This is a genomic window from Brevundimonas sp. AVps31, from assembly GCF_058681355.1.
This window is the reverse complement of record NZ_CM178736.1, coordinates 2,518,716-2,537,421: the sequence shown is the minus strand read 5'-3', so window position 1 is coordinate 2,537,421 and position 18,706 is coordinate 2,518,716. Positions and strand designations below refer to the sequence as shown.

The 18,706-nt window shown below is 67.6% G+C and carries 19 protein-coding genes; 5 read left to right on the top strand and 14 right to left on the bottom strand.

Features of this window, described 5'->3' with window-relative positions; translation table 11 throughout:
• Positions 1 to 126: 126 nt before the first annotated feature.
• Together ACW174_RS12410 and clpX are read right to left on the bottom strand one after the other, a co-directional pair.
• On the bottom strand, positions 127 to 1,926 hold the full coding sequence (locus ACW174_RS12410) for an SGNH hydrolase domain-containing protein (RefSeq protein WP_492014734.1): 1,800 nt from the start codon (positions 1,924 to 1,926) through the stop codon (positions 127 to 129).
• 16 nt (positions 1,927 to 1,942) lie between these two features.
• Complete coding sequence (clpX, locus tag ACW174_RS12405; protein ID WP_492014733.1) at positions 1,943 to 3,220, bottom strand: ATP-dependent Clp protease ATP-binding subunit ClpX; 1,278 nt, start codon at positions 3,218 to 3,220, stop codon at positions 1,943 to 1,945.
• Positions 3,221 to 3,409: 189 nt separating this feature from the next.
• On the opposite strand from clpX, the gene ACW174_RS12400 reads away from it, so the two are divergent.
• Positions 3,410 to 4,057, top strand: coding sequence for an HAD-IB family hydrolase (locus tag ACW174_RS12400; protein WP_492014732.1), 648 nt, complete (start codon positions 3,410 to 3,412; stop codon positions 4,055 to 4,057).
• Positions 4,058 to 4,060: 3 nt separating this feature from the next.
• Here the strand turns inward: ACW174_RS12400 and ACW174_RS12395 are convergent, their stop codons facing one another.
• From ACW174_RS12395 to tig, 6 genes are all read right to left on the bottom strand, one after another.
• Positions 4,061 to 4,378: a hypothetical protein gene (locus ACW174_RS12395; RefSeq protein WP_492014731.1), complete on the bottom strand. Its 318-nt coding sequence runs from the start codon at positions 4,376 to 4,378 to the stop codon at positions 4,061 to 4,063.
• An 81-nt stretch (positions 4,379 to 4,459) separates the two neighbouring features.
• Positions 4,460 to 5,107, bottom strand: a complete 648-nt coding sequence (locus ACW174_RS12390; protein WP_492014730.1) for an ATP-dependent Clp protease proteolytic subunit — start codon at positions 5,105 to 5,107, stop codon at positions 4,460 to 4,462.
• Between the two features lie 96 nt (positions 5,108 to 5,203).
• Positions 5,204 to 6,118 carry a hypothetical protein gene (locus tag ACW174_RS12385; RefSeq protein ID WP_492014729.1) on the bottom strand — a complete coding sequence of 305 codons (915 nt, stop codon included), beginning with the start codon at positions 6,116 to 6,118 and terminating at the stop codon, positions 5,204 to 5,206.
• 2 nt (positions 6,119 to 6,120) lie between these two features.
• Entirely contained in the window at positions 6,121 to 7,083 is a 963-nt protein-coding gene (locus ACW174_RS12380; protein ID WP_492014728.1) for a hypothetical protein, read from the bottom strand.
• Between the two features lie 81 nt (positions 7,084 to 7,164).
• Positions 7,165 to 8,058 carry a hypothetical protein gene (locus ACW174_RS12375; protein ID WP_492014727.1) on the bottom strand — a complete coding sequence of 298 codons (894 nt, stop codon included), beginning with the start codon at positions 8,056 to 8,058 and terminating at the stop codon, positions 7,165 to 7,167.
• Positions 8,059 to 8,249: 191 nt separating this feature from the next.
• Positions 8,250 to 9,593, bottom strand: a complete 1,344-nt coding sequence (tig, locus tag ACW174_RS12370) for a trigger factor (protein WP_492014726.1) — start codon at positions 9,591 to 9,593, stop codon at positions 8,250 to 8,252.
• 185 nt (positions 9,594 to 9,778) lie between these two features.
• On the opposite strand from tig, the gene ACW174_RS12365 reads away from it, so the two are divergent.
• Complete coding sequence (locus tag ACW174_RS12365) at positions 9,779 to 10,480, top strand: MBL fold metallo-hydrolase (RefSeq protein ID WP_492014725.1); 702 nt, start codon at positions 9,779 to 9,781, stop codon at positions 10,478 to 10,480.
• Here ACW174_RS12365 and ACW174_RS12360 read toward each other — a convergent pair.
• Positions 10,477 to 10,767, bottom strand: coding sequence for a hypothetical protein (locus ACW174_RS12360; protein ID WP_492014724.1), 291 nt, complete (start codon positions 10,765 to 10,767; stop codon positions 10,477 to 10,479). The two genes, ACW174_RS12365 and ACW174_RS12360, sit on opposite strands and share 4 nt — an antisense overlap.
• A 128-nt stretch (positions 10,768 to 10,895) precedes the next feature.
• Between ACW174_RS12360 and ACW174_RS12355 the strand changes: the two genes are divergently transcribed.
• Both ACW174_RS12355 and ACW174_RS12350 read left to right on the top strand, forming a co-directional pair.
• Complete coding sequence (locus ACW174_RS12355; protein ID WP_492014723.1) at positions 10,896 to 11,051, top strand: hypothetical protein; 156 nt, start codon at positions 10,896 to 10,898, stop codon at positions 11,049 to 11,051.
• Positions 11,052 to 11,170: 119 nt separating this feature from the next.
• Positions 11,171 to 11,395, top strand: a complete 225-nt coding sequence (locus ACW174_RS12350) for a con-10 family general stress protein (RefSeq protein ID WP_492014722.1) — start codon at positions 11,171 to 11,173, stop codon at positions 11,393 to 11,395.
• 66 nt (positions 11,396 to 11,461) lie between these two features.
• On the opposite strand, the gene egtB is transcribed toward ACW174_RS12350, so the two are convergent.
• The 3 genes from egtB to ACW174_RS12335 form a co-directional block, all read right to left on the bottom strand.
• Positions 11,462 to 13,618 (bottom strand): ergothioneine biosynthesis protein EgtB, encoded by a 2,157-nt coding sequence (gene egtB, locus ACW174_RS12345; RefSeq protein ID WP_492014721.1) that lies wholly within the window; start codon positions 13,616 to 13,618, stop codon positions 11,462 to 11,464.
• A gap of 91 nt (positions 13,619 to 13,709) precedes the next feature.
• A complete protein-coding gene (locus ACW174_RS12340; protein ID WP_492014720.1) occupies positions 13,710 to 14,723 on the bottom strand; it encodes a threonine aldolase family protein in 1,014 nt (337 codons plus the stop codon).
• A gap of 2 nt (positions 14,724 to 14,725) precedes the next feature.
• A complete protein-coding gene (locus tag ACW174_RS12335) occupies positions 14,726 to 15,700 on the bottom strand; it encodes a mechanosensitive ion channel family protein (RefSeq protein WP_492014719.1) in 975 nt (324 codons plus the stop codon).
• Between the two features lie 97 nt (positions 15,701 to 15,797).
• On the opposite strand from ACW174_RS12335, the gene ACW174_RS12330 reads away from it, so the two are divergent.
• Positions 15,798 to 16,433 (top strand): hypothetical protein, encoded by a 636-nt coding sequence (locus ACW174_RS12330; protein WP_492014718.1) that lies wholly within the window; start codon positions 15,798 to 15,800, stop codon positions 16,431 to 16,433.
• Here the strand turns inward: ACW174_RS12330 and ACW174_RS12325 are convergent.
• Positions 16,415 to 18,109 (bottom strand): cisplatin damage response ATP-dependent DNA ligase, encoded by a 1,695-nt coding sequence (locus ACW174_RS12325; RefSeq protein ID WP_492014717.1) that lies wholly within the window; start codon positions 18,107 to 18,109, stop codon positions 16,415 to 16,417. The genes ACW174_RS12330 and ACW174_RS12325 overlap by 19 nt on opposite strands.
• Before the next feature lie 88 nt (positions 18,110 to 18,197).
• A complete protein-coding gene (locus tag ACW174_RS12320; RefSeq protein WP_492014716.1) occupies positions 18,198 to 18,662 on the bottom strand; it encodes an RcnB family protein in 465 nt (154 codons plus the stop codon).
• Positions 18,663 to 18,706 lie beyond the last annotated feature (44 nt).

Genomic DNA, 18,706 nt, shown 5'->3' with positions numbered 1-18,706 from the left:
TCGTGCGGGCGGGTCGCGCGGCCCCTTCATCTCCCGGCGTCCCAGCCGTCAAGGCCCGGGAAAATCCACCGCCCGCCCCTGTGGCGCACCCGCAACCCTGCCCTTGAATCGTAGCGCAAGCGCCGCTCAGGGCGCCGCCAGCGCCCGGTCGAGGACCCCGGACAGGGCCGCCGTCTGCGCCAGCCCGCCCGCCTCGGTCATATGGTTGCGGTCCGAATACCAGACCCCGCCCTGCCCTCGCGTACGACAGAGCCCTTCCACGCACTGGGCGTCATAGGGCCGGAACAGGGTCACGCCGGGCTCTTCCGCGGCGATCTTCGCCAGCCGCGCATCGATCACGGCCAGCAGGGCGGCGTTCGCCGGCGCGGCCTGGTCGCACCGGGTCGTGTCCAGACGCAGGAAGGCTCGCCGGGCATGGCAGGAGCCGGGCGCGAAGATATAGTCCGGCGTGGTCCCCAGCAGCACGATCCGCGTCCGCGGCCCCACCTTCGCCCGCAACAGCGCCAGCGTCGCGCGAAGGTCGCGATCCAGCCTGTCCAGCCGGGCGGCTTCGCTCTCGGACGACTGTTCAAAAGCCCTGGTCCAACCGGCGCCGACAAGGATCATCGCCGGACGGACCCGGCCCCACTCCTCGATAGCCTGCCGGTTGAACCCGGCGCAGGCGTCGCTGACGATCCCGTTGTCGCGGCCCGCCAGGGTCAGACAGCCCGACATGGTCGCCTGCCGCACCGCGTGGCCCCGGCTCCCGGCCCAGGCCAACAGAGCGGGGCTGATGTGCGACGCATGGGAATTGCCCCAAAGGATTACGTCGGCCTTGGCCCCGACGGGCACGGTGCAGGCGGCGGCGGACGGGATCACCGCCTCTTCCATGTGGCACCGCCGCTGTAGCGGCGCCCGCACCATCACGGCGGCTTCCTCGGCGTGAACGGCCGCTGAGGCCCGCTCCGGCAGGCCGTCGAGGGCGAACAGGGCGGCGGCCCCGATCGCGAGGCTCCCCACCAGCGCACCGCACGTCAGCAGGCTCAACATCGGCCGCGCCCCGAGGCGGCGCTGGAGCGGGCGTTGCACACCCCGCTCCGTCGCCAGGGCCAGCACCGCCGCCGCCAGCAGGGCCGCTCCGACTTCCCATGGCTCCAGTGATCGCGCCAGAACCAGCCGAGGGAAGGCCAGCAGGGGCCAGAGCCAGAACCAGAACGGCAGGGCGAGCCTCCCGGCTGCGGCCAGCAGGCCGATCGGCCGCTCCATGGCCTGGCCCGCCAACCGCCACCGACGCAGGGCGATCAAGGCCCCGATCAGAAACAGGTCCGCATGCGGCGGAGCCAGGTAGAAGGCCTGCGGAGCGGCGCCGCGCGCGTGCATGACGACCTGCAGCGCCAAGGCCGCCACGACGCCCGCCAGCGCCACCCGGCCGATCCACCGCCCGGCCTTCAGCACCCGCAGCCCAACGACCACGACCGTCCAGCCGACCACCAGTTGCGCGGCGACGCCCGTGATCCACAGATGCAACAGCAGTTCGCTGCTGGTCGCCGGGGCCCACGCCCCCTGCTTCAAGAGTTCGCCGCCGCTCGCGCCGACGGCGGTCCACAACGCCGTCCAGGCCTGATTGCGCAGATCGGCGGGCGGCAGCAGCAGCAGGCCGCCGATCAGGACGACCGCGCAGACCAGCACCATCGCCGGAATGACCCACAGGGCGGCGCGCGCCAGAACCCCTAGCCCGGCCCGCCATTCCGCCGGCCCGGCCAGCAGGAGACGGGTGACGACGAACCCGGCGACGCCCAGCGCGAGGGCGAAACCTTGCGTCCCCAAGGCCCATCCCGGCGCGATCAGGTTTACCGCGCCGGCCAGAACCGCAACGGCCAGAACGCAAAAGGCCGCCCGCCAGGTCTGGCGAGCGGCCTCAGCATCAGGATCAGGCGCGTCGGTCAACAGCGCCCGTCAGCGGTCAGGCGGCGCTGTCGGGTTGCGCGCTCTTCTTGCCCTTGGTCTCGGCATAGATCAGCAGCGGCTGAGCCTTGCCCTCGATGACCTCGGCGTTGACGACCACTTCCTCGACACCCTCGAAGGTCGGCAGCTCGAACATGGTTTCGAGCAGGATGCCTTCCAGGATCGAGCGCAGGCCGCGCGCGCCGGTCTTGCGCGTGATGGCCTTCTTGGCGACGGCGGTCAGGGCGTCGTCGGTGAAGGTCAGATCGACATTCTCCATCTCGAACAGACGCTTGTACTGCTTGACCAGGGCATTCTTCGGCTCGGTCAGGATGGTGACCAGCGCCGGTTCGTCCAGGTCTTCCAGGGTCGCCAGGACGGGCAGGCGTCCGATGAACTCGGGGATCAGGCCGAAGCGCATCAGGTCGTCCGGCTCAACGCCCTTCAGAACGTCGCCGGTGCGGCGCTCGTCGACTTCCTTGACCTTGGCGCCGAAGCCGATCGATGCCCCTTCGCCACGCGCCGAGATCACCTTTTCGAGGCCGGCGAACGCGCCGCCGACGATGAACAGGATGTTGGCGGTGTCGACCTGCAGGAACTCCTGCTGCGGATGCTTGCGGCCACCCTGCGGGGGCACGGAGGCGACGGTGCCTTCCATGATCTTCAGCAGGGCCTGCTGCACGCCCTCGCCCGACACGTCGCGGGTGATCGAGGGATTGTCGGACTTGCGCGAAATCTTGTCGATTTCGTCGATGTAGACGATGCCGCGCTGGGCCCGCTCGACGTTGTAGTCGGAGGCCTGGAGCAGCTTCAGGATGATGTTCTCGACATCTTCACCCACATAACCGGCTTCGGTCAGAGTGGTGGCGTCGGCCATAGTGAAGGGCACGTCGATGATGCGGGCCAGCGTCTGGGCCAGCAGCGTCTTGCCCGAGCCGGTCGGCCCGATCAGCATGATGTTCGACTTGGCCAGTTCGACGTCGTTGTTCTTCGTCGCGTGGTTCAGGCGCTTGTAGTGGTTGTGGACCGCGACGGAGAGCACCTTCTTGGCGTGCGTCTGACCGATGACGTAGTCGTCCAGAACGTCGCGAATCTCCTTGGGCGTGGGGACACCGTCCTTGGCCTTGGAGAACGAGATTTTGTGCTCTTCACGGATGATGTCCATGCACAGTTCGACGCATTCATCACAGATGAACACGGTCGGGCCGGCGATGAGCTTGCGCACCTCGTGCTGGCTCTTGCCGCAGAACGAGCAGTAGAGCGTACTTTTGGCGTCGGTGCCGGCTGCCTTGGTCATAGACCCTTCTCACTCCCGCGGTTCACCCCGATATGAGGCGGAACGCGCTTCCCTCGCGTTGATTCCCGAACATTGGGCGCAAAGGTCTTCAAAAATTGACAATCACCCATCCCCGCGTCCGCCACAACCCCGCGAAAGCGTGGCCATTGCCGGTTTTGGGACGTTCACTGTTGATGGGGATCGCGGCGAATGTCTGACATGGGAACCCTTAACGGATTTCGCCAGCACCCCGCAAAAGGCGTGCCGATCGTCGCCTTCGATTTTGACGGCACCCTGACGATCCGCGACAGCTTCACCACCTTCCTGCGCTGGCGCGCCGGTCCGGGCGGCTGGGCGCTGGGTCTGGTGAAGATGGCCCCCGCCGTGGCGGGCTATGCCCGCGACCGCGACCGCGGCCGCATCAAGGCGGCGTCGGTGAAGGAGTTTCTGAGGGGTGTCAGCCGCACACAGCTCGAATCCGACGCCGACCGCTTCGCCGATCAGGTCTGGGATCGGTTCATGCGACCCGACGCGCTCAAGGTGTGGAACGACTGGGGCGCGCGCGGCGCCCATCGCGTAATCGTGACCGCCAGCCCCGAGACCACCGTTGCGCCCTTCGCCCGACGCCTGGGCGCGGAAGGCCTGCTGGGAACCCGGCTGGCCTTCGATCCGGACGGCCGGATCACCGGCGGCTTCGACACTCCGAACTGCCGGGGCGAGGAGAAGGTGCGACGTCTTCGCGCAGCCTATGGGGACGATGTCCACCTGACGGCGGCCTATGGCGACACCTCGGGCGATACCGAGATGATCGCGGCGGCGGACGAGAAAGGCTTCCGGGTCTTCACCGGCCGCCCCTGAGGGTCAGCGCCCCTCGCCGTCGACGTCGAACACCATGGCCTTGCCGCGCGAGGTGGGCTCCCAGCCCGCCTCGATGACGGCGCTGATGGCATTGCGGACATGGTCGGTGTTGACGAACTGCTTTTCCGTGTCCGGCCGGCCGTTCGGGCGCAGCGGCGGCGGGAACTGGATGATGGCCTCGCGCTTGAAGTCCTGCAGGCGCAGGGTCACGGCGATGCCTTCCCAGACCCCGCCGTTCAGCGGTCGGGGCTGACGCCGCAGCTCCCAGTGGTAGATTTCGCCGTCGACCTCGAGGGTCCCGCTGTTGTCTCGCGTAAGCATGGGCGCCTGATAGCACAAAAGGAAAAAGGCGCACCGTCTCCGGTGCGCCTCTTCAATCGGCCTCGTCGCAAAGGGGACGGATCAGCTGCCCGGCGTCTTCACGCCGTCCGCGTCGGCCTGTTCGCGGCGGTCGTAGACGTGGTCCACGATGCCCCAGGACTTGGCTTCTTCCGCCGACATGAAGTGGTCGCGGTCGAGGGTCTTTTCGACTTCCTCGTAGGTGCGACCGGTGTGCTCGACGTAGATCTCGTTGAGGCGTTTCTTGGTGTAGCGGATGTCGGCGGCGTGCAGCTCGATGTCCGAGGCCTGGCCGCGGAACCCGCCCGAGGGCTGGTGCACCATGACGCGCGCGTTCGGCAGGGCGACGCGCTGACCGGGGGCGCCGGCGGTCAGGATCAGCGAACCGGCCGAGGCGGCCATGCCCATGCACACCGTCGAAACCGGTGAGCGGATGTATTGCATGGTGTCGTAGATCGCGAGCGCCGAGGACACCTGTCCGCCGGGGCTGTTGATATACATGCTGATTTCCTTCTTCGGGTTCTCCGATTCCAGGAACAGCAGCTGGGCGCAGATCAGCGACGCCATGCCGTCCTCGAACGGGCCGGTCAGGAAGATGATGCGTTCGCGCAGCAGGCGCGAGAAGATGTCGAAGGAGCGCTCTCCCCGGCTGGACTGCTCGACCACCATCGGGACGAGGTTCATGTTCATCAGTTCGATCGGATCGCGCATTCAGGCCTTCTCGGATGTTCTGGGCGCGACTCACCGGCCGCCGTCCCTGTTGGACAGGATATCGTCTTGAGGAAGCGTTGATGCAAGGCGCGCCGACTATTGCGCCGCAGGCGGCTGCGCGACCGGCTCACGTTCGGCGCGGCGAACCAGCCGGGCGATGGCGTCCGCCTGGCCGCCCGGGTTCACCCGCTCCCACATCGCGTCATACAGGGCCTGCAGGTAAACCGCGTCCCAGTCTGACAGGCCTGTGACGCCCTGCGGGTCGTCGAACAGGTTCAGGACGGTGTCGTAGGCGGCGGTCTCGCCGTCCGGGTCGATCTGCGCCATGGCGACCAGCGCGATATAGTCGCTCAGCTGGGCCAGATTGACGCCGCCCAGCTGATCCACGTCCAGAACGATGAAAACCTTGTTCAGGATATCGCTGAGCGGACGCCCCCGGTTCACCAGTCCTTCGCCGGGAACGTAGATCGGCCCGGTGTCGCCGGGGAAACGGATGGCGCGCTGTCCGGTCCCGCCCACCACGGGAATGCTGACATGCCACCAGCGGACGGCGGCGTCGCTGTCCTGGAAGGCCTGCAGCGCGGACTTGCCCCGATCCAGTCCGCCCACACCCCAGTGGAAGGCGTAACGATCCCGCTCGACCATCGTCCTCGCCAGACCGGAGGCGTCGTCGGTGAAGATGATGATGATGTTCGGCGTGCACCCCGGTTCACCCACCCGGAGATTCAGATCCAGCGCCAGCCGCGACACCCGGTCGATCACCGGCTGCGCAATATTGGGCCCGACGTTGACCGCGCCGACGCAGACCCGGCCTGCCCACCGCGCAAGGCCGCGGCGGTTCGGCGGCGCGGCGACCTCTTCGACGAAGCTCTCCGCGCGTTCGTCCAGCTCACGATGACTGACGATCACATCGGCCAGACGGGTCGCCGCCTCGGGATCAGGCGTCGAGGGCCCCTGCGGGTCCTGTGCGATCAGGGCCAGTGCGAAGGCCGCCGCCGGGATCACGGCCACCGCTATTCTCCGGTCTCGTCAACAAGGCCCTCACGATAGCGCTCCTCGACGGCGCGCCGGATCGCGGCGACCTGACTGCGGGCGTTGATGCGGTACCAGGCGGTGTCGTACAGGCCGCGCAGATAGGCCATGTCCCATCCCGTCAGCCCCTCGGCCCCGACCGGTTCGTCGAAGACGTTCAGGATGGTGTCGAAGCGGGCTGTATCCGCATCCGGATCGATCTGCGCCAGACTGACCATGGCCACATAGTCGCTCAGCTGCCCCAGATTGACGCCGCTCAACTGATCCACGTCGATGATCACGAAGGTGCGCTTCAGATCCTGACGGTACTGACTGACCAGCCGCGACGGCCCCCGCACGGCGATCAGCGGCGCATAGGCGAAGACGCTGCCGTCGCCGGCGGCGGCGCCCCTGACCTGCCCCGGCAGCCGCACCGCGGGCATGCCGCTGTCAGCGTCCGTGGGCTGGCTGACCGACCACCAGCGGACCGGGCGTTCGGTCTGGATGAAATCCTCGAAGGCCGCCGATCCCCGGTCCATCCCCGCCCCGCCGACCCTGAACAGCCGCGGCCGCATGGCGACGAAGTCGGCTGTAAAGGCGTTGGCGTTGGTGGTGGCGACGATCAGAATGCTGGGATTGCACCCGGGCTCGCCCGCCTTGAGGCCGAGCTCGCGCGCGACGTCGGAAATGCGGTCGGTCATTTGCTGGGCGATCGCCGGGTCCAGATTGCCGACCCCGACACACACCCCGTCATGCCACCGGGCAAAGCCCCGACCGCGGACCGGCGCCGCGATCTCGCCCACCAGATCCGTGGTGGCGTCCTCGAGACGACGGGCGTTGGTGACCACATCCTCAAGCCGGACCGGAGCGTCCGCCGCGGGCGGCGTCCGGGCGGCCTGCTGATCCTGCGCCTGCGGCGGCGTTGCGATGGCGAGAGCGGCCCCGAAGGCCAAGGCGGCGAACATGCGATCCCTCCTGTCGTTCGCCGACCAGAGTGATCCATTCTCCCCTAACGCGCAAACGAATGTCGACCGCGGGTTGTCGCGTTACTCTTCGCGGGCGCGTTCCCGCAGCATCAGTCCGGCGATGTCGGAGGCTTGGCCGCCGACAGTGCTCCGGCTCGTCTCCGACCCGTACAGGGCCTGCAGGTAGGCCAAATCCCAATCCGTCAGGCCGGGCGTGCGCGCCGGCTCCTCGAACAGGTTCAGAATCGTCGGCAAGGCGGTCGTGGACGCGCCCGCGTCGACCTGGGCCAGGGCGATCATCGCGACATAGTCCGCCAGTTGCACCAGGGTCGTGCCCTGCAGCCGGTTGACGTCGATGACGATGAAGACCTTGGCGAGGTCATCGCGGATATCGGTGCGCAGACGCGACGCGCGCGAAACCTTGATCTTCGGCGCATCCTCTCCCGGAAGACGCACCGCGCGCTCCCCGCTTTCGGAATCCACCGGAACGCTGACCTGCCACCACCGCACGGGGCGGTCGGAGGTGCGGAAATCCCGCAAGGCGCTGAGCGGCTGGGTCATGCCGCTGCCGCCGGGGCGGAAGGCGCGGCTGTATTCCTCGACCATGGCGTTGGCGACGCCGGCCGCGTCACCGGCGGCGACGATGACGATGTTGGCCGTGCAGCCGGGCTCCCCCACCTGAAGCCCCACGTCCTCCGCGACGGTCGAGACGCGGTCGATCAGGTACTGGGCCGGCTCGGTGCTCAGATTGGCGACGCTGACGCAGACCGCGCCATGCCAACGGGCCAGTCGCCGGGACGTCGCCGGCGCCCCGATGGTGTCGACGAAGCTGGAGGCCACCTCCTCGGCGGGACGGCTGTTGACGATGACCTCGCCGAGATCCGTCACGGTCGGGTCGGCGGCAGGCGGCGGGGGGGTCTGCGGATCCTGGGCGAGCAACAGGGCCGCGGCCATCAGTCCGGAAAAAACAGTCATCGACCCCTCATGTGCCAGCCGTGCGCGTCGCTGGCGTAAAACGTGAACCTGCACGGGATTCCGGCGGCCGTTGGACCGGTTCCTGTACGGTTTGTAATCCGGCGCGCGCCGGAACGAAAAACCGCCCGGTGAAGACTTCACCGGGCGGTTCTGGAAACCATGGCTGTCCGGCGCCATGTGGCGCCGACGGATCAGCCCTCGTCGTCTTCCTTCAGAAGCTCTTCCTTGGTGATCGGGGTGTCGGTCGTCTCGGCTTGCGAGAAGATCAGGTCGACAACCTTTTCCTCATAGATCGGCGCGCGCATCTGGGCGGCGGCGTTGGGGTTCTGGCGGTAGAAGTCCAGCACCTGACGCTCCTGGCCCGGATAGTTGCGGGCTTCGGCCATGATGGCGTTGTTCAGTTCCTGGTCGGTGACCTGGACGTTGTTGGCGCGGCCGATCTCGGCGAGCACCAGACCCAGGCGCACGCGGCGCTCGGCGATCTTGCGGTATTCGTCCTTCAGGGCCTCGTCCGACTTCGCGGCGTCCTCTTCCGGCAGACGGCCGGCGGCCTTGTCAGCCTCGACCTGTTGCCAGATGCCGTCGAACTCGGCGTCCACCATCTTCGGCGGCAGCGGGAAGTCGTGGGCCTTGTCCAGTTGGTCCAGCAGGGCGCGCTTCAGCTTGAAGCGGGCGGCGCCGGCGTATTGCTGGTTCAGGTTGGCCGACAGCAGCTCTTTCAGCTTGTCCAGCGACTCCAGGCCGATGCGCTTGGCGAAATCCTCGTCCACCTTGGCTTCGACCTCGGCCTTGATGGCCTTCACGGTGACGTCGAAGGTGGCCAGTTTGCCGGCCAGATTGGCGGCCTGGTAGTCCTCGGGGAAGGTGACCTCGATGGTCTTCTCTTCACCGACCTTGGCGCCCTTCAGCTGCTCTTCGAAGCCCGGGATGAAGCGGTTCGAACCGATGACCAGATCGGCATCGGTGGCCGCGCCGCCTTCGAAGGGCTCGCCGTCCAGCTTGCCGAGGAAGTCGATGGTTAGCTGGTCGCCGTCGGCGGCCTTGACCGCCTTGCCGGTCTTGTCCTCGTAGGACTTGGCCTGGCCGGCCAGCTCCGTCAGCGCCTCGTCCAGATCGGCGTCGGACGCCGTGTAGGTCGGACGGCTCAGCTTCAGCGTCTTGGGGTCAACCGGGGTGAAGTCGGGCATGACTTCCAGCGACATTTCGTAGGCCAGATCTTCCTGACCGGCGATGACCTTGTCCATGTCGGAGGTCAGCTTCATCTCGGCCGGGGCGGCGGGACGCACCTTGGCGTCGTCCAGGGCCTTCTGGCTGGAGCTGTTCAGCTGGTCATTGATGATCTCGCCCATCAGTTCGCGACCGAAGGTCTTCCGGACGTGGGCCATCGGCACCTTGCCGGGACGGAAGCCCTTCAGCTTCATCTGCGGCGCGACTTCTTTCAGGCGCGCGTCCAGCTTTTCGTTCAGCTCGGTGACGGGGATGGTGACCGCGATCACGCGGCTCAGGCCTTCGGAGGACTTTTCGACGACTTGCATGGTCGGGGTTCTGACGCTCTGTGGCGGCGCCAATCAGGCCGGCGCGCGCGGTGTGGGATAAAGCAATAAGGGCCGCCCTTTGCAGGGCGGCACCTTTGAGCCCGCCCTTATGTCGATGACCGCCCGAAAGGTCAACGTGAGCCGGGGCGGTTTCGGTGGAGGCCAGTCACCGCTATCTGTGCGGAATGAGCCAGTCCCCCTCCCCGATCGGCGTCGGCGTCGTCCCCGTCACTCCGCTGCAGCAGAACTGCACCATCGTCTGGTGTCAGAAGACGAAGAAGGCCGCGATCATTGATCCGGGCGCTTCCGTGGACGGTCTGTTGGCCGCCGTGGAGCAGAACGGGCTGACGCTTGACGCCATCTGGATCACCCACGGCCACCTGGACCACGCAGGCGGCGCGGCGGAAATGCAGGAGAAGACGGGCCTCGACATCATCGGCCCGCACGTCGAGGACCAGTTCTGGATCGACCAGATCCCGACCAACGGCTTGATGTACGGCATCCCCGACGCGCGCAGCTTCACCCCCAGCCGATGGCTGGACGACGGGGACGTCCTGACGCTCGGCGAGACGACCTGGGAGGTGTTCCACTGCCCCGGCCACACGCCCGGCCACGTGATCTTCTTCAACCGCGAGGCCCGCTTCGCCCAGGTCGGCGACGTGCTGTTCCAGGGCTCGGTGGGACGCACCGACTTTCCCCGCAGCGATCCCGCCGCCCTGATCGACTCCATCGTCACCAAGCTGTGGCCGCTGGGCGATGACGTGACCTTCATTCCGGGGCATGGCCCGCACTCGACCTTCGGCGCCGAGCGGCGGACCAACCCTTACGTCTCGGATGCGGCCATGCGCCGCGCGCCGCTCGCGCGGCCCGCGACAGGCCCCGCCTAGCGCGCGGCCAGCAGGCCGATCAGCACGCCGATCCCCAGCGCATACAGGGAATAGCGGATGGGTTCGTCCTCGACCGAGTGCCGCAGCTGCCCGGCGCGCGTCCGGCCCCAGTCGCGCACCTGACGCGCATCCTCCTTCAGCGCCTGCCGCACCGGCCGCACGCCGTTTGACTGAATGTCGTCGCTTTCAAGAATGGCGTCCGCCTCACGGTCGAGGCGCGCGGTCGGGCTGTCGAAGGCCTCGTCGATGTCATCGATGACGGTTTGGCCGGTGTAGGTCTCGGTCACGGGAGGCTCCTTGAGCGACGGAAAGGGTTCGCCTTCTTCAATCGTCGCTCGCGCCGCCGGTTCCGCCGCGGGATCGTGATGAAACGGGCGCCCGCCGCCCCGCGTTCCGTCCGGGAAAGGAGGTCGTCATGACCTATATCGAACCAGACAGCCCGACCGGCGAACCGGAGATTCTTCCGCCGGACACGCCGGGCCCGGACATCGACCCGGGCGGCGCGCCCGAGGAGGCCCCGCAGCCTGACCCCGGCAGTGGGGACCCCGGTGATTCGCGTCCCTACGGCTAATCCCGAATCCCCGAACTCCTGTGATTCGTTCGCATTTCCGTGACCGAAGGGCCGGAACCGGACGGGAGTGGGGGGGTTCATTTCTGCAACCGCCACCGCCGCCACGAAAGGAACTCCCGATGGCTCAAGGTCAGCCCACCCGCGCCTCCGGTGTCTCCAAGCGGGGCTTCGCCTCGATGGACCCGGAACGCCAGCGCGAGATCGCCCGCAAGGGCGGCGCCAGCGTACCTAGCGAAAAGCGCAGCTTCTCCCAGGATCGTAGCCTCGCCGCCCAGGCCGGTCGGAAGGGCGGCGAAGCCTCCCACGGCTCGCGCGCCCGGCCGGACGAAACCGCGCCCGAATAAGCGTCGGTTCACGAACAAACGTCTGAAGGGGCGGCGCTACGAAGCGCCGCCCCTTTTTCGTGCCGATCAGGCCTCCAGAAGGACGAGGGCGACCGCAGGCGCGGGGCCCTCGCGGAACTCGGCCACGCGCCAGCCGGCGGCGCCGGCCAGATCACGGACAGACTCCTCCGTGAACTTGCCCGAGTTCTCCGTGTGAATGGTCTCGCCGGCCGCGAAGACGATCCGGTGACCATCCAGGGTGACCACCATGTGTCGGGTGGCCTGAAGGTGCATCTCCATCCGGGCCTCGCCGGCATTCCACACGGCGAGGTGAGCAAAGGCCTCCACGTCGAAATCCGCCCCCAGTTCGCGGTTGGCGCGGATCAACAGATTGCGGTTGAACGCAGCAGTCACGCCTTGGGCGTCGTCATAGGCGGCGATCAGCGTGGCCGGGTCCTTGACCAGATCAACACCCAGGACGAACAGGGCGTTGTCCCCCAGCAGACGACGCGCGCCCCGCAGGAACGTGACCGCCTCGTCCGGCGTCAGATTGCCCAGGGTGGAACCGGGGAAGAAGCCGATCTTGCGCCCCTGCCCCAGCCCTTCGGGCAGTTCGCCCAAGGCCAGGAAATCGCCGACGACCGGCGTCACCGACAGGTCCGGATAGGCCTCGCGGATGCGTCCGGCGGCCGCGTCCAGGGCGTCCGGACTGATGTCGATGGGGACATAGGCCGCCAGGTCCGGCGCAGCGTCCAGTACGATACGGGTCTTCTCGCTGGCCCCGGACCCGAACTCGACCAGCGCCGCGCCCGGCCCGAACCGGGCGACCCAGTCCGGCGCCACATCCCGCAGCAAGGCCGCCTCCTGGCGCGTCGGATAATATTCCGGCAGGCGCGTGATGTCCTCGAACAGGTCCGAGCCCGCGGCGTCATAGAACCATTTCGGCGAGGTTCGCTTCGGCGACCGGGACAGCCCCGCGATCAGATCTCCGCGGAAGGCGGCGTTTTCGTCTTCAGTCACTCGAACACTTTCAGAAGGGCGATCCGCCGCCAGCCGCAGGCCGGCGAAGGCCCAACGCTGATGCGGATAGAAGAAGTTTCGGTAGCTGACCCGCGCATGCCCCTCGGGCGTCGCGAAACTGGAGCCACGCAATACGGCCTGGTTGGCCATGAACTTGCCGTTGTACTCCGACGCCGTGCCCTCGGTCGGGGCGAAGCCGGGGTAAGGCGCATAGGCGGACGACGTCCATTGCCAGACCTCGCCGAAAGCGTTCGAGAGGGCATCCTGGCGGCTGCGGGCGGCGTGCTCCCACTCGGCTTCCGTCGGCAGGCGTTTCCCGGCCCAGCGGGCATAGGCGTCGGCCTCGTAGAGGCTGATGTGGCGCACCGGCGCGGCGGCGTCGACCGCCCGTCGTCCGGCGAGGGTCATCACGGTCCAGCCGTCCCCGTCCCTCGACCAGTAGAGCGGCGCGATCCAGCCTTCGGCCTTCACCGTGGCCCAGCCGTCCGACAGCCACAACTCCGGCCGCGAATAGCCGCCGTCGGCGATGAAGCGCAGCCAGTCGCCGTTGATCACCAGATCGTTGGCCAGCGCATAGGGCTCCAGCCAGACCCTGTGGCGCGGGCCTTCATTGTCGAAGGTGAATTCCCCATCGTCCGGGCCGATCTCAACAAGTCCGCCGTGGAACGCCGTCTCACCGCCCCGCGCGGGCTCCGCCGGACCCGACCGCGGCTCCTCGCCATAGGCGGCGGGATTCAGCGGCGAGCGCGCCATGAGATTCAGAATATCCATCAGGAACAACTCCTGATGCTGCTGGTCGTGATGAAGCCCCAGCGTGAAAAGATATCCGGAGCGGGCGTCTGTCTGGCCCTTCCCCAGCCAGGCCACCATCCGCCGGTCGATCTCCCTCCGATAGGCCAGCACCTCGTCCAGCGACGGGCGGGTCATCAGGCCCCGGTCAGGCCGGTCCACCCGCTGCCCGAGCGCCTCATAATAGCTGTTGAACAGGGTCTGCCAGCGCGGGTCGACGGGCTGGTAGCCCGGTTCCTGCGACAGGATCATCGCCTCGAAGAACCAGCTGGTGTGGGCCAGATGCCACTTGCCGGGGCTGCAATCGGCCATCGACTGGGCCGACAGGTCCTCCGCGGACAACCCCTTCGCCAGCTCGGGCATCCCCGCCCGCACGGCGCGGAACAGGTCGATGTCAGGCTCGAGCAGCGAGCGAACGGGCGAATGGACATTCATGCGGATTGGCTCCCCGCCGTGAACCCGGAACATGGGACGGCATCGGCTAAACTGCCAGTCCTCCCAGACCGTTCCTGTCAGCAGTCTGGCGTCAGAGGCCGCGCATGGCCGCGATCACCTCATCGACCACGTCTTCTTCGGTCGCCCAGGAGCAGACGAAGCGCACCGAACCGTCGTCGAACCGGTAGCAGGCCCACCCAAGGTCATTCAGCCGCTGGTGCGCCTCCGGCGGCATTCGCACGAAGACGGCATTGGCCTCGACCGGATGCGCCAGCACGAACGGCGTGTTGGCGGCGATTCCGGCGGCGAGCCGCTGGGCCATCAGATTGGCGTGGGCGGCGCCGTCCTCCCACGCCTTGCTTTCCAGCAAACCCAGGAAGGGTGCGGCCAGGAACCGGCCCTTGGACGCCACCTGCCCCGCCTGTTTCAGCCGGTTGTCGATGCGCCGCGCCAGCGACTTGTCGAACATCACGATGGCTTCGGTGCAGTTCGCGCCCGCCTTGGCCCCGCCAAAAATCAGAAGGTCCACGCCCAACCGCGCGATCTGCGTCAGGTCAAACCCCGCCGCGGCCGCATTGGCCAGCCGCGCCCCGTCCATGTGCACGCCATAGCCCAGCGCCTTCACCGGCTCGATCAGGTGACGCAGTTCCTCCTCGGTGTAGACCGTCCCGTACTCGGTGGACTGGGTCAGACTCAGCGCCGCCGGAGGCTGTCGGTGGCCCACCTCGGGCTCCTCCAGCGCCGCCTGAAGCGACGCCAGCTCGATCTTGCCCGAAAATCCCGGCAGTCCGATCAGGCCGACCCCTTGGCCGAAAAAGCCCGGGGCGCCGGTCTCATCGGTGCAGATATGCGCCGCATGATGCGCCAGCACCGCTTCATGCGGCCAGGCCAGCATCGACAAGGCGATGGCGTTGGCCGCTGTGCCCGAAAACACAAAACGGATCTCCGCGTCCGCATCCAGCCGCTGCCGGATCTGGTCGGCGGCGCGTGCGGTGACCTCGTCCGCGCCATAGGCCCGGGCGTAGTCCTGGTTGGCGGCGATCAGCCCCTCAAGGGCCGCGGGCGCCATGCCGGCGGTGTTGTCCGAACCAAAGTCGTAGCGCATCCTCAGCCTTCCCCGTGCGGCGCTTCGTCCGAGCCCGAGACGCCTTCCTCCTCGGTCTTCTGCTCCACCGTGCGCACGGTGACCACCGGCATCACATCCTCATCGCCATAGGGAACGGCGACCTGATGCGGGAAGGGAATCTCGATGTCCGCGGCATCCAGCGCCTCCTTGCCGCCCTGCATCAGGTCAGCCTGGGTCTGCCACCAGTCGCCGGATTGAACCCAGGCGTGCAGTGTGACCTGCACCGCGCTGTCCAGCAGGCCGGTCACCCCGGTCCAGGGCGCCGGGTCTGGCAGGACCTTCTCGTGCCGCTCCGCCACCCCGGCAAGCACGCTTCGGGCCTCCGAAAGATCTTCCCCGTAGCCGACGGTGAAATTGATCTCGACCCGTCGGGTTTTCTGGCCGGACAGGTTCAGGATCGTGTCTCCAAACACCTTGGAATTGGGCACGACGATCTTGTGATTGTTGGCGTTCGACATCTGGGTGGTGAACAGATCCAGTCGCTGGACCGAGCCCGATACGCCGCCGACGTCAATCACGTCGCCGACCTTGTAGGGGCGCAGGATCAGCAGCATCACGCCCGCGGCCACGTTCGACAGCGTGCCCTGCAAGGCCAGGCCCACCGCCAGCGAGGCGGCGCCCAAAACGGCGATGATCGAGGTCGTCTGCACGCCCAGCCGCTGCAGCACGGCGATAAAGCCGATCAGGAAGACGACGACCCGCACCACCTGAACGGCGAAGCTCAGCACCGTCGGGTCGTGGCGGAATCCCCGGACCCGGGACAGCGCCTTGCGTGTCATGCCCGACGCCCAGCGAGAGGCGAAGATCGTGAGCACGAAGATCAGGATGGCGATCGACAGGTTGATCGCGAAGTCGCCGGCCATATCGGTCAGCTTGGCGATCATGGCGGCGTCTACCGTGGCGGCCTTCTGGCCGGCGGCGACCGCCTCGTTCAGGGGAGTGACGAGGTTTGACATGGGCCGGGTCTAACGCACGAATCCCGGATTGGAACCCCGCAGGCTGGAGATTGCTTCGCTGAATGGGCAAGCTGTGCGGGAAGTGGGGAGTCGGCGGATGGGTCTTTCCAGACTGAAGGTCGGGGTCGATGTGCCCTGGGTGACCAGTTGGACCGAAGAACCCGTGATCGGGGTCCGCCCCTGCCCCACGGTGAACGGCCGGCCGGCGCTGGTGCAGGTCTCGCGGGCGGGATTCGGCCGGCCTCAGTACTCAAGGAACCATCTGGTGCGGCAGCGGGAGACCGTGCTGCGCATGCTTTGCCCGATGTGCGGCGAACCGACCCCGCCTGACGACCGCTGGACACAGCTGGCCCGCCTGACGGCCGCAGGACTTTTGCGCCGTACAGGACAGGCGGCGATGCTCACGCGGGAGATCGAGGATCGGCGGGTCGTGCTGGACGCGGGCTCCATCGCGCCGTTGCATCGCCGGTGCGTCGACCGGTCTCTCATGTACTGTCCCCATCTGCAGTCGGCCCCGGACGTCAGGATCATGCGCTTCCCCGAGCGCTGGGCGGTGCTGCCCTTGCTGATCGAGGCAGGCCCGGTTCTTGAGGCCGGCGCGGGCATCAGCGCCGCCGCAGGGGCCATGGTCATGGTGGTGACCTTCCTCCAGTTGGTCGGCGTGACAGACAAGCTCGACCGGGACTGGCGCTTCCGGAAAGCGAAGTCAGCCCCTCACCCGCCGATCGGCTGAGCCACGCGGCCGCCGCCGCTCTCGATGGCGTCAAGAAGGTCCATGACATCATTGAGGGTATTGGCCTCGCGCGCCGGCTTGTCCCAGCGGATGCGGCTGACGCGGGGAAACCGCATGGCCACGCCCGACTTGTGCCGGGTCGAGCGCTGCAGCCCCTCGAAGGCGATTTCCAGCACCAGACCGAAGTCCCGGGTCGCCTTGACCGACCGCACCGGTCCGAAGCGGTCGATCGTGTGGTCGCGCACGAATTTGTCGAGCTGTTTCAGTTCCTCGTCAGTGAAGCCGAAATAGGATTTGCCGACCGGGCCCAGAACGCCGTCCTCGGTCCAGACGCCGAAGGTATAGTCGGAATAGAAGCTGGATCGCTTTCCGTGGCCGCGCTGGGCGTACATCAGCACCGCGTCGATGACGTGCGGATCGCGCTTCCATTTGAACCAGGGGCCCTTGGGTCGTCCGGCGACGTAGACGCTGTCCCTGCGCTTGAGCATCAGCCCCTCCGCCGCCGCGCCCACGGGCGGGTCGGCGCGCAGCACGGCCAGTTCCTCCCAGTCGGCATAGGGCACGATCGGTGACAGATGCAGGCGATCCCCGCCCCGCTCGACCAGCGCCTCCAGTCGGGCGCGCCGCGCCAGCAGGGGCATCCCGCGCAAGTCCTCGCCGGTCTCGGCCAGAAGGTCATAGGCGACAATCGCGGCGGGATGGGCGGCCATGGCCTTGGCGTCCACCGTCTTGCGGTTCAGCCGCTGCTGCAGGTCGCCGAACGGCGCCACCGCCCCCTCCCGCCAGACCACCAGCTCTCCATCGATTGAGCCCTCGAACGTCAGCCCCTCCATCACATCGGGAAAGGCGCCGGAAATCTCGTCGCCGGTCCGGGAATAGAGGCGTTGCACCCCCTCCTCCCGCACCGCCTGCACACGGATGCCGTCCCACTTCCACTCCGCGACGTAGTCGGCGGGGTCCAGCTTGTCGAAATCCACCGCCTCATCCAGCGCCACCGCCAGCATCACCGGGCGGAACCGGCCCGGCGCGTCGCCGTTCGGCCGCTCTCCCCGCCCCTCCAGCCAGGCGAACAGGTCAGCGTAGGGGGGCGTCAGGGCATGCCAGATTTCCTCGATGTCGGCGGCCTCGACGCTGTCCAGCGTGGTGCTGCCCTCGTCGCCTTCGGGATCCGGCGGTGCGCTGATGGCGTCGGGCCGCATCATGGCCGCCGCCGTCCGCGCCAGCCGCGCCGACAGGCCGACCCGCAGGCCGCCGGTCATCAGTTTCAGCAAGGCCCACCGCGCCTTGGGCTCCAGCGCATCCAGCCACCCGACCAGCAGGGCCGCCACTTCGGCCCGCTTTGCTGTGCGCAGCGCCTCGACCACCTCGCCCAGATCAGGCTCACGGTTGGGTCGATGAGCGGGATCGGCGGGCCAGATCAGCGCCACCGTCTCGGCCAGGTCGCCGACATAGTCGTAGGACCAGCCGAACAGCACCGGATCGACCCGCGCCTCGACCGCCTTGCGGATCATGGCCGGCTTGGCCGCGTCGAACGAAAGGTCCCCGGTCAAGGCCGCCAGCGCCCAGCCCCGATCCGGGTCCGGCGTGGCGCGCAGATAGTCGCGCAGCAACACCAGCTTGGCGTTTCGCGAGCCTGTCAGCGACAGGCGATCCAGCAGTTCGGCGAAAGCGCGCATGGGTCCCCGGCGAGGTCAGGAACATCTGAACGCGAAAACACCCCGGAAGTCTCCCTCCGGGGTGTTTCGATTGCTCGGACGTCGAGCCCTAGTTGAACAGGCCCGCGATGACGGCGGTGATCAGGCCGGTTGCGACGGCGGTCAGAACCACGTCATTGCCGCTGCGAACGTACTGGTAGCCCGAGGGCGGCTGACGCAGGCCGTAGCGGTTGTAGTCGCGCACGACATACTGGCTGCCACGATAGTTGGCGGGCATCCGCTGGCCATAGGCCCAGGCGCGGGTCTGGTAGCCGCGCGGGGCCGTGTAGCGGCCGGCGCTGTACTGGCGCTCCGACCGCTGCCAGCGGGCATAGGCGCGTTGGTCCTGACGGTGGTCGCGGCGATCGGCGCGATCATCCCGGCGGTCGGCGCGACGATCCTGACGGTCATCGCGACGATCCTGACGTTGCTCGTAGCGATCATTGCCCCGCGATTGGGCTTCGGCGGCGGACGCCAGGCCGACCGAGCCCAGGGCCAGGGTGGCGGCGATTGCGGCGGTAAGAACCTTTTTCATCATCTGTCTCCAGTTGCAGGAGCCGGAGGGGTTCCGACTTGCCT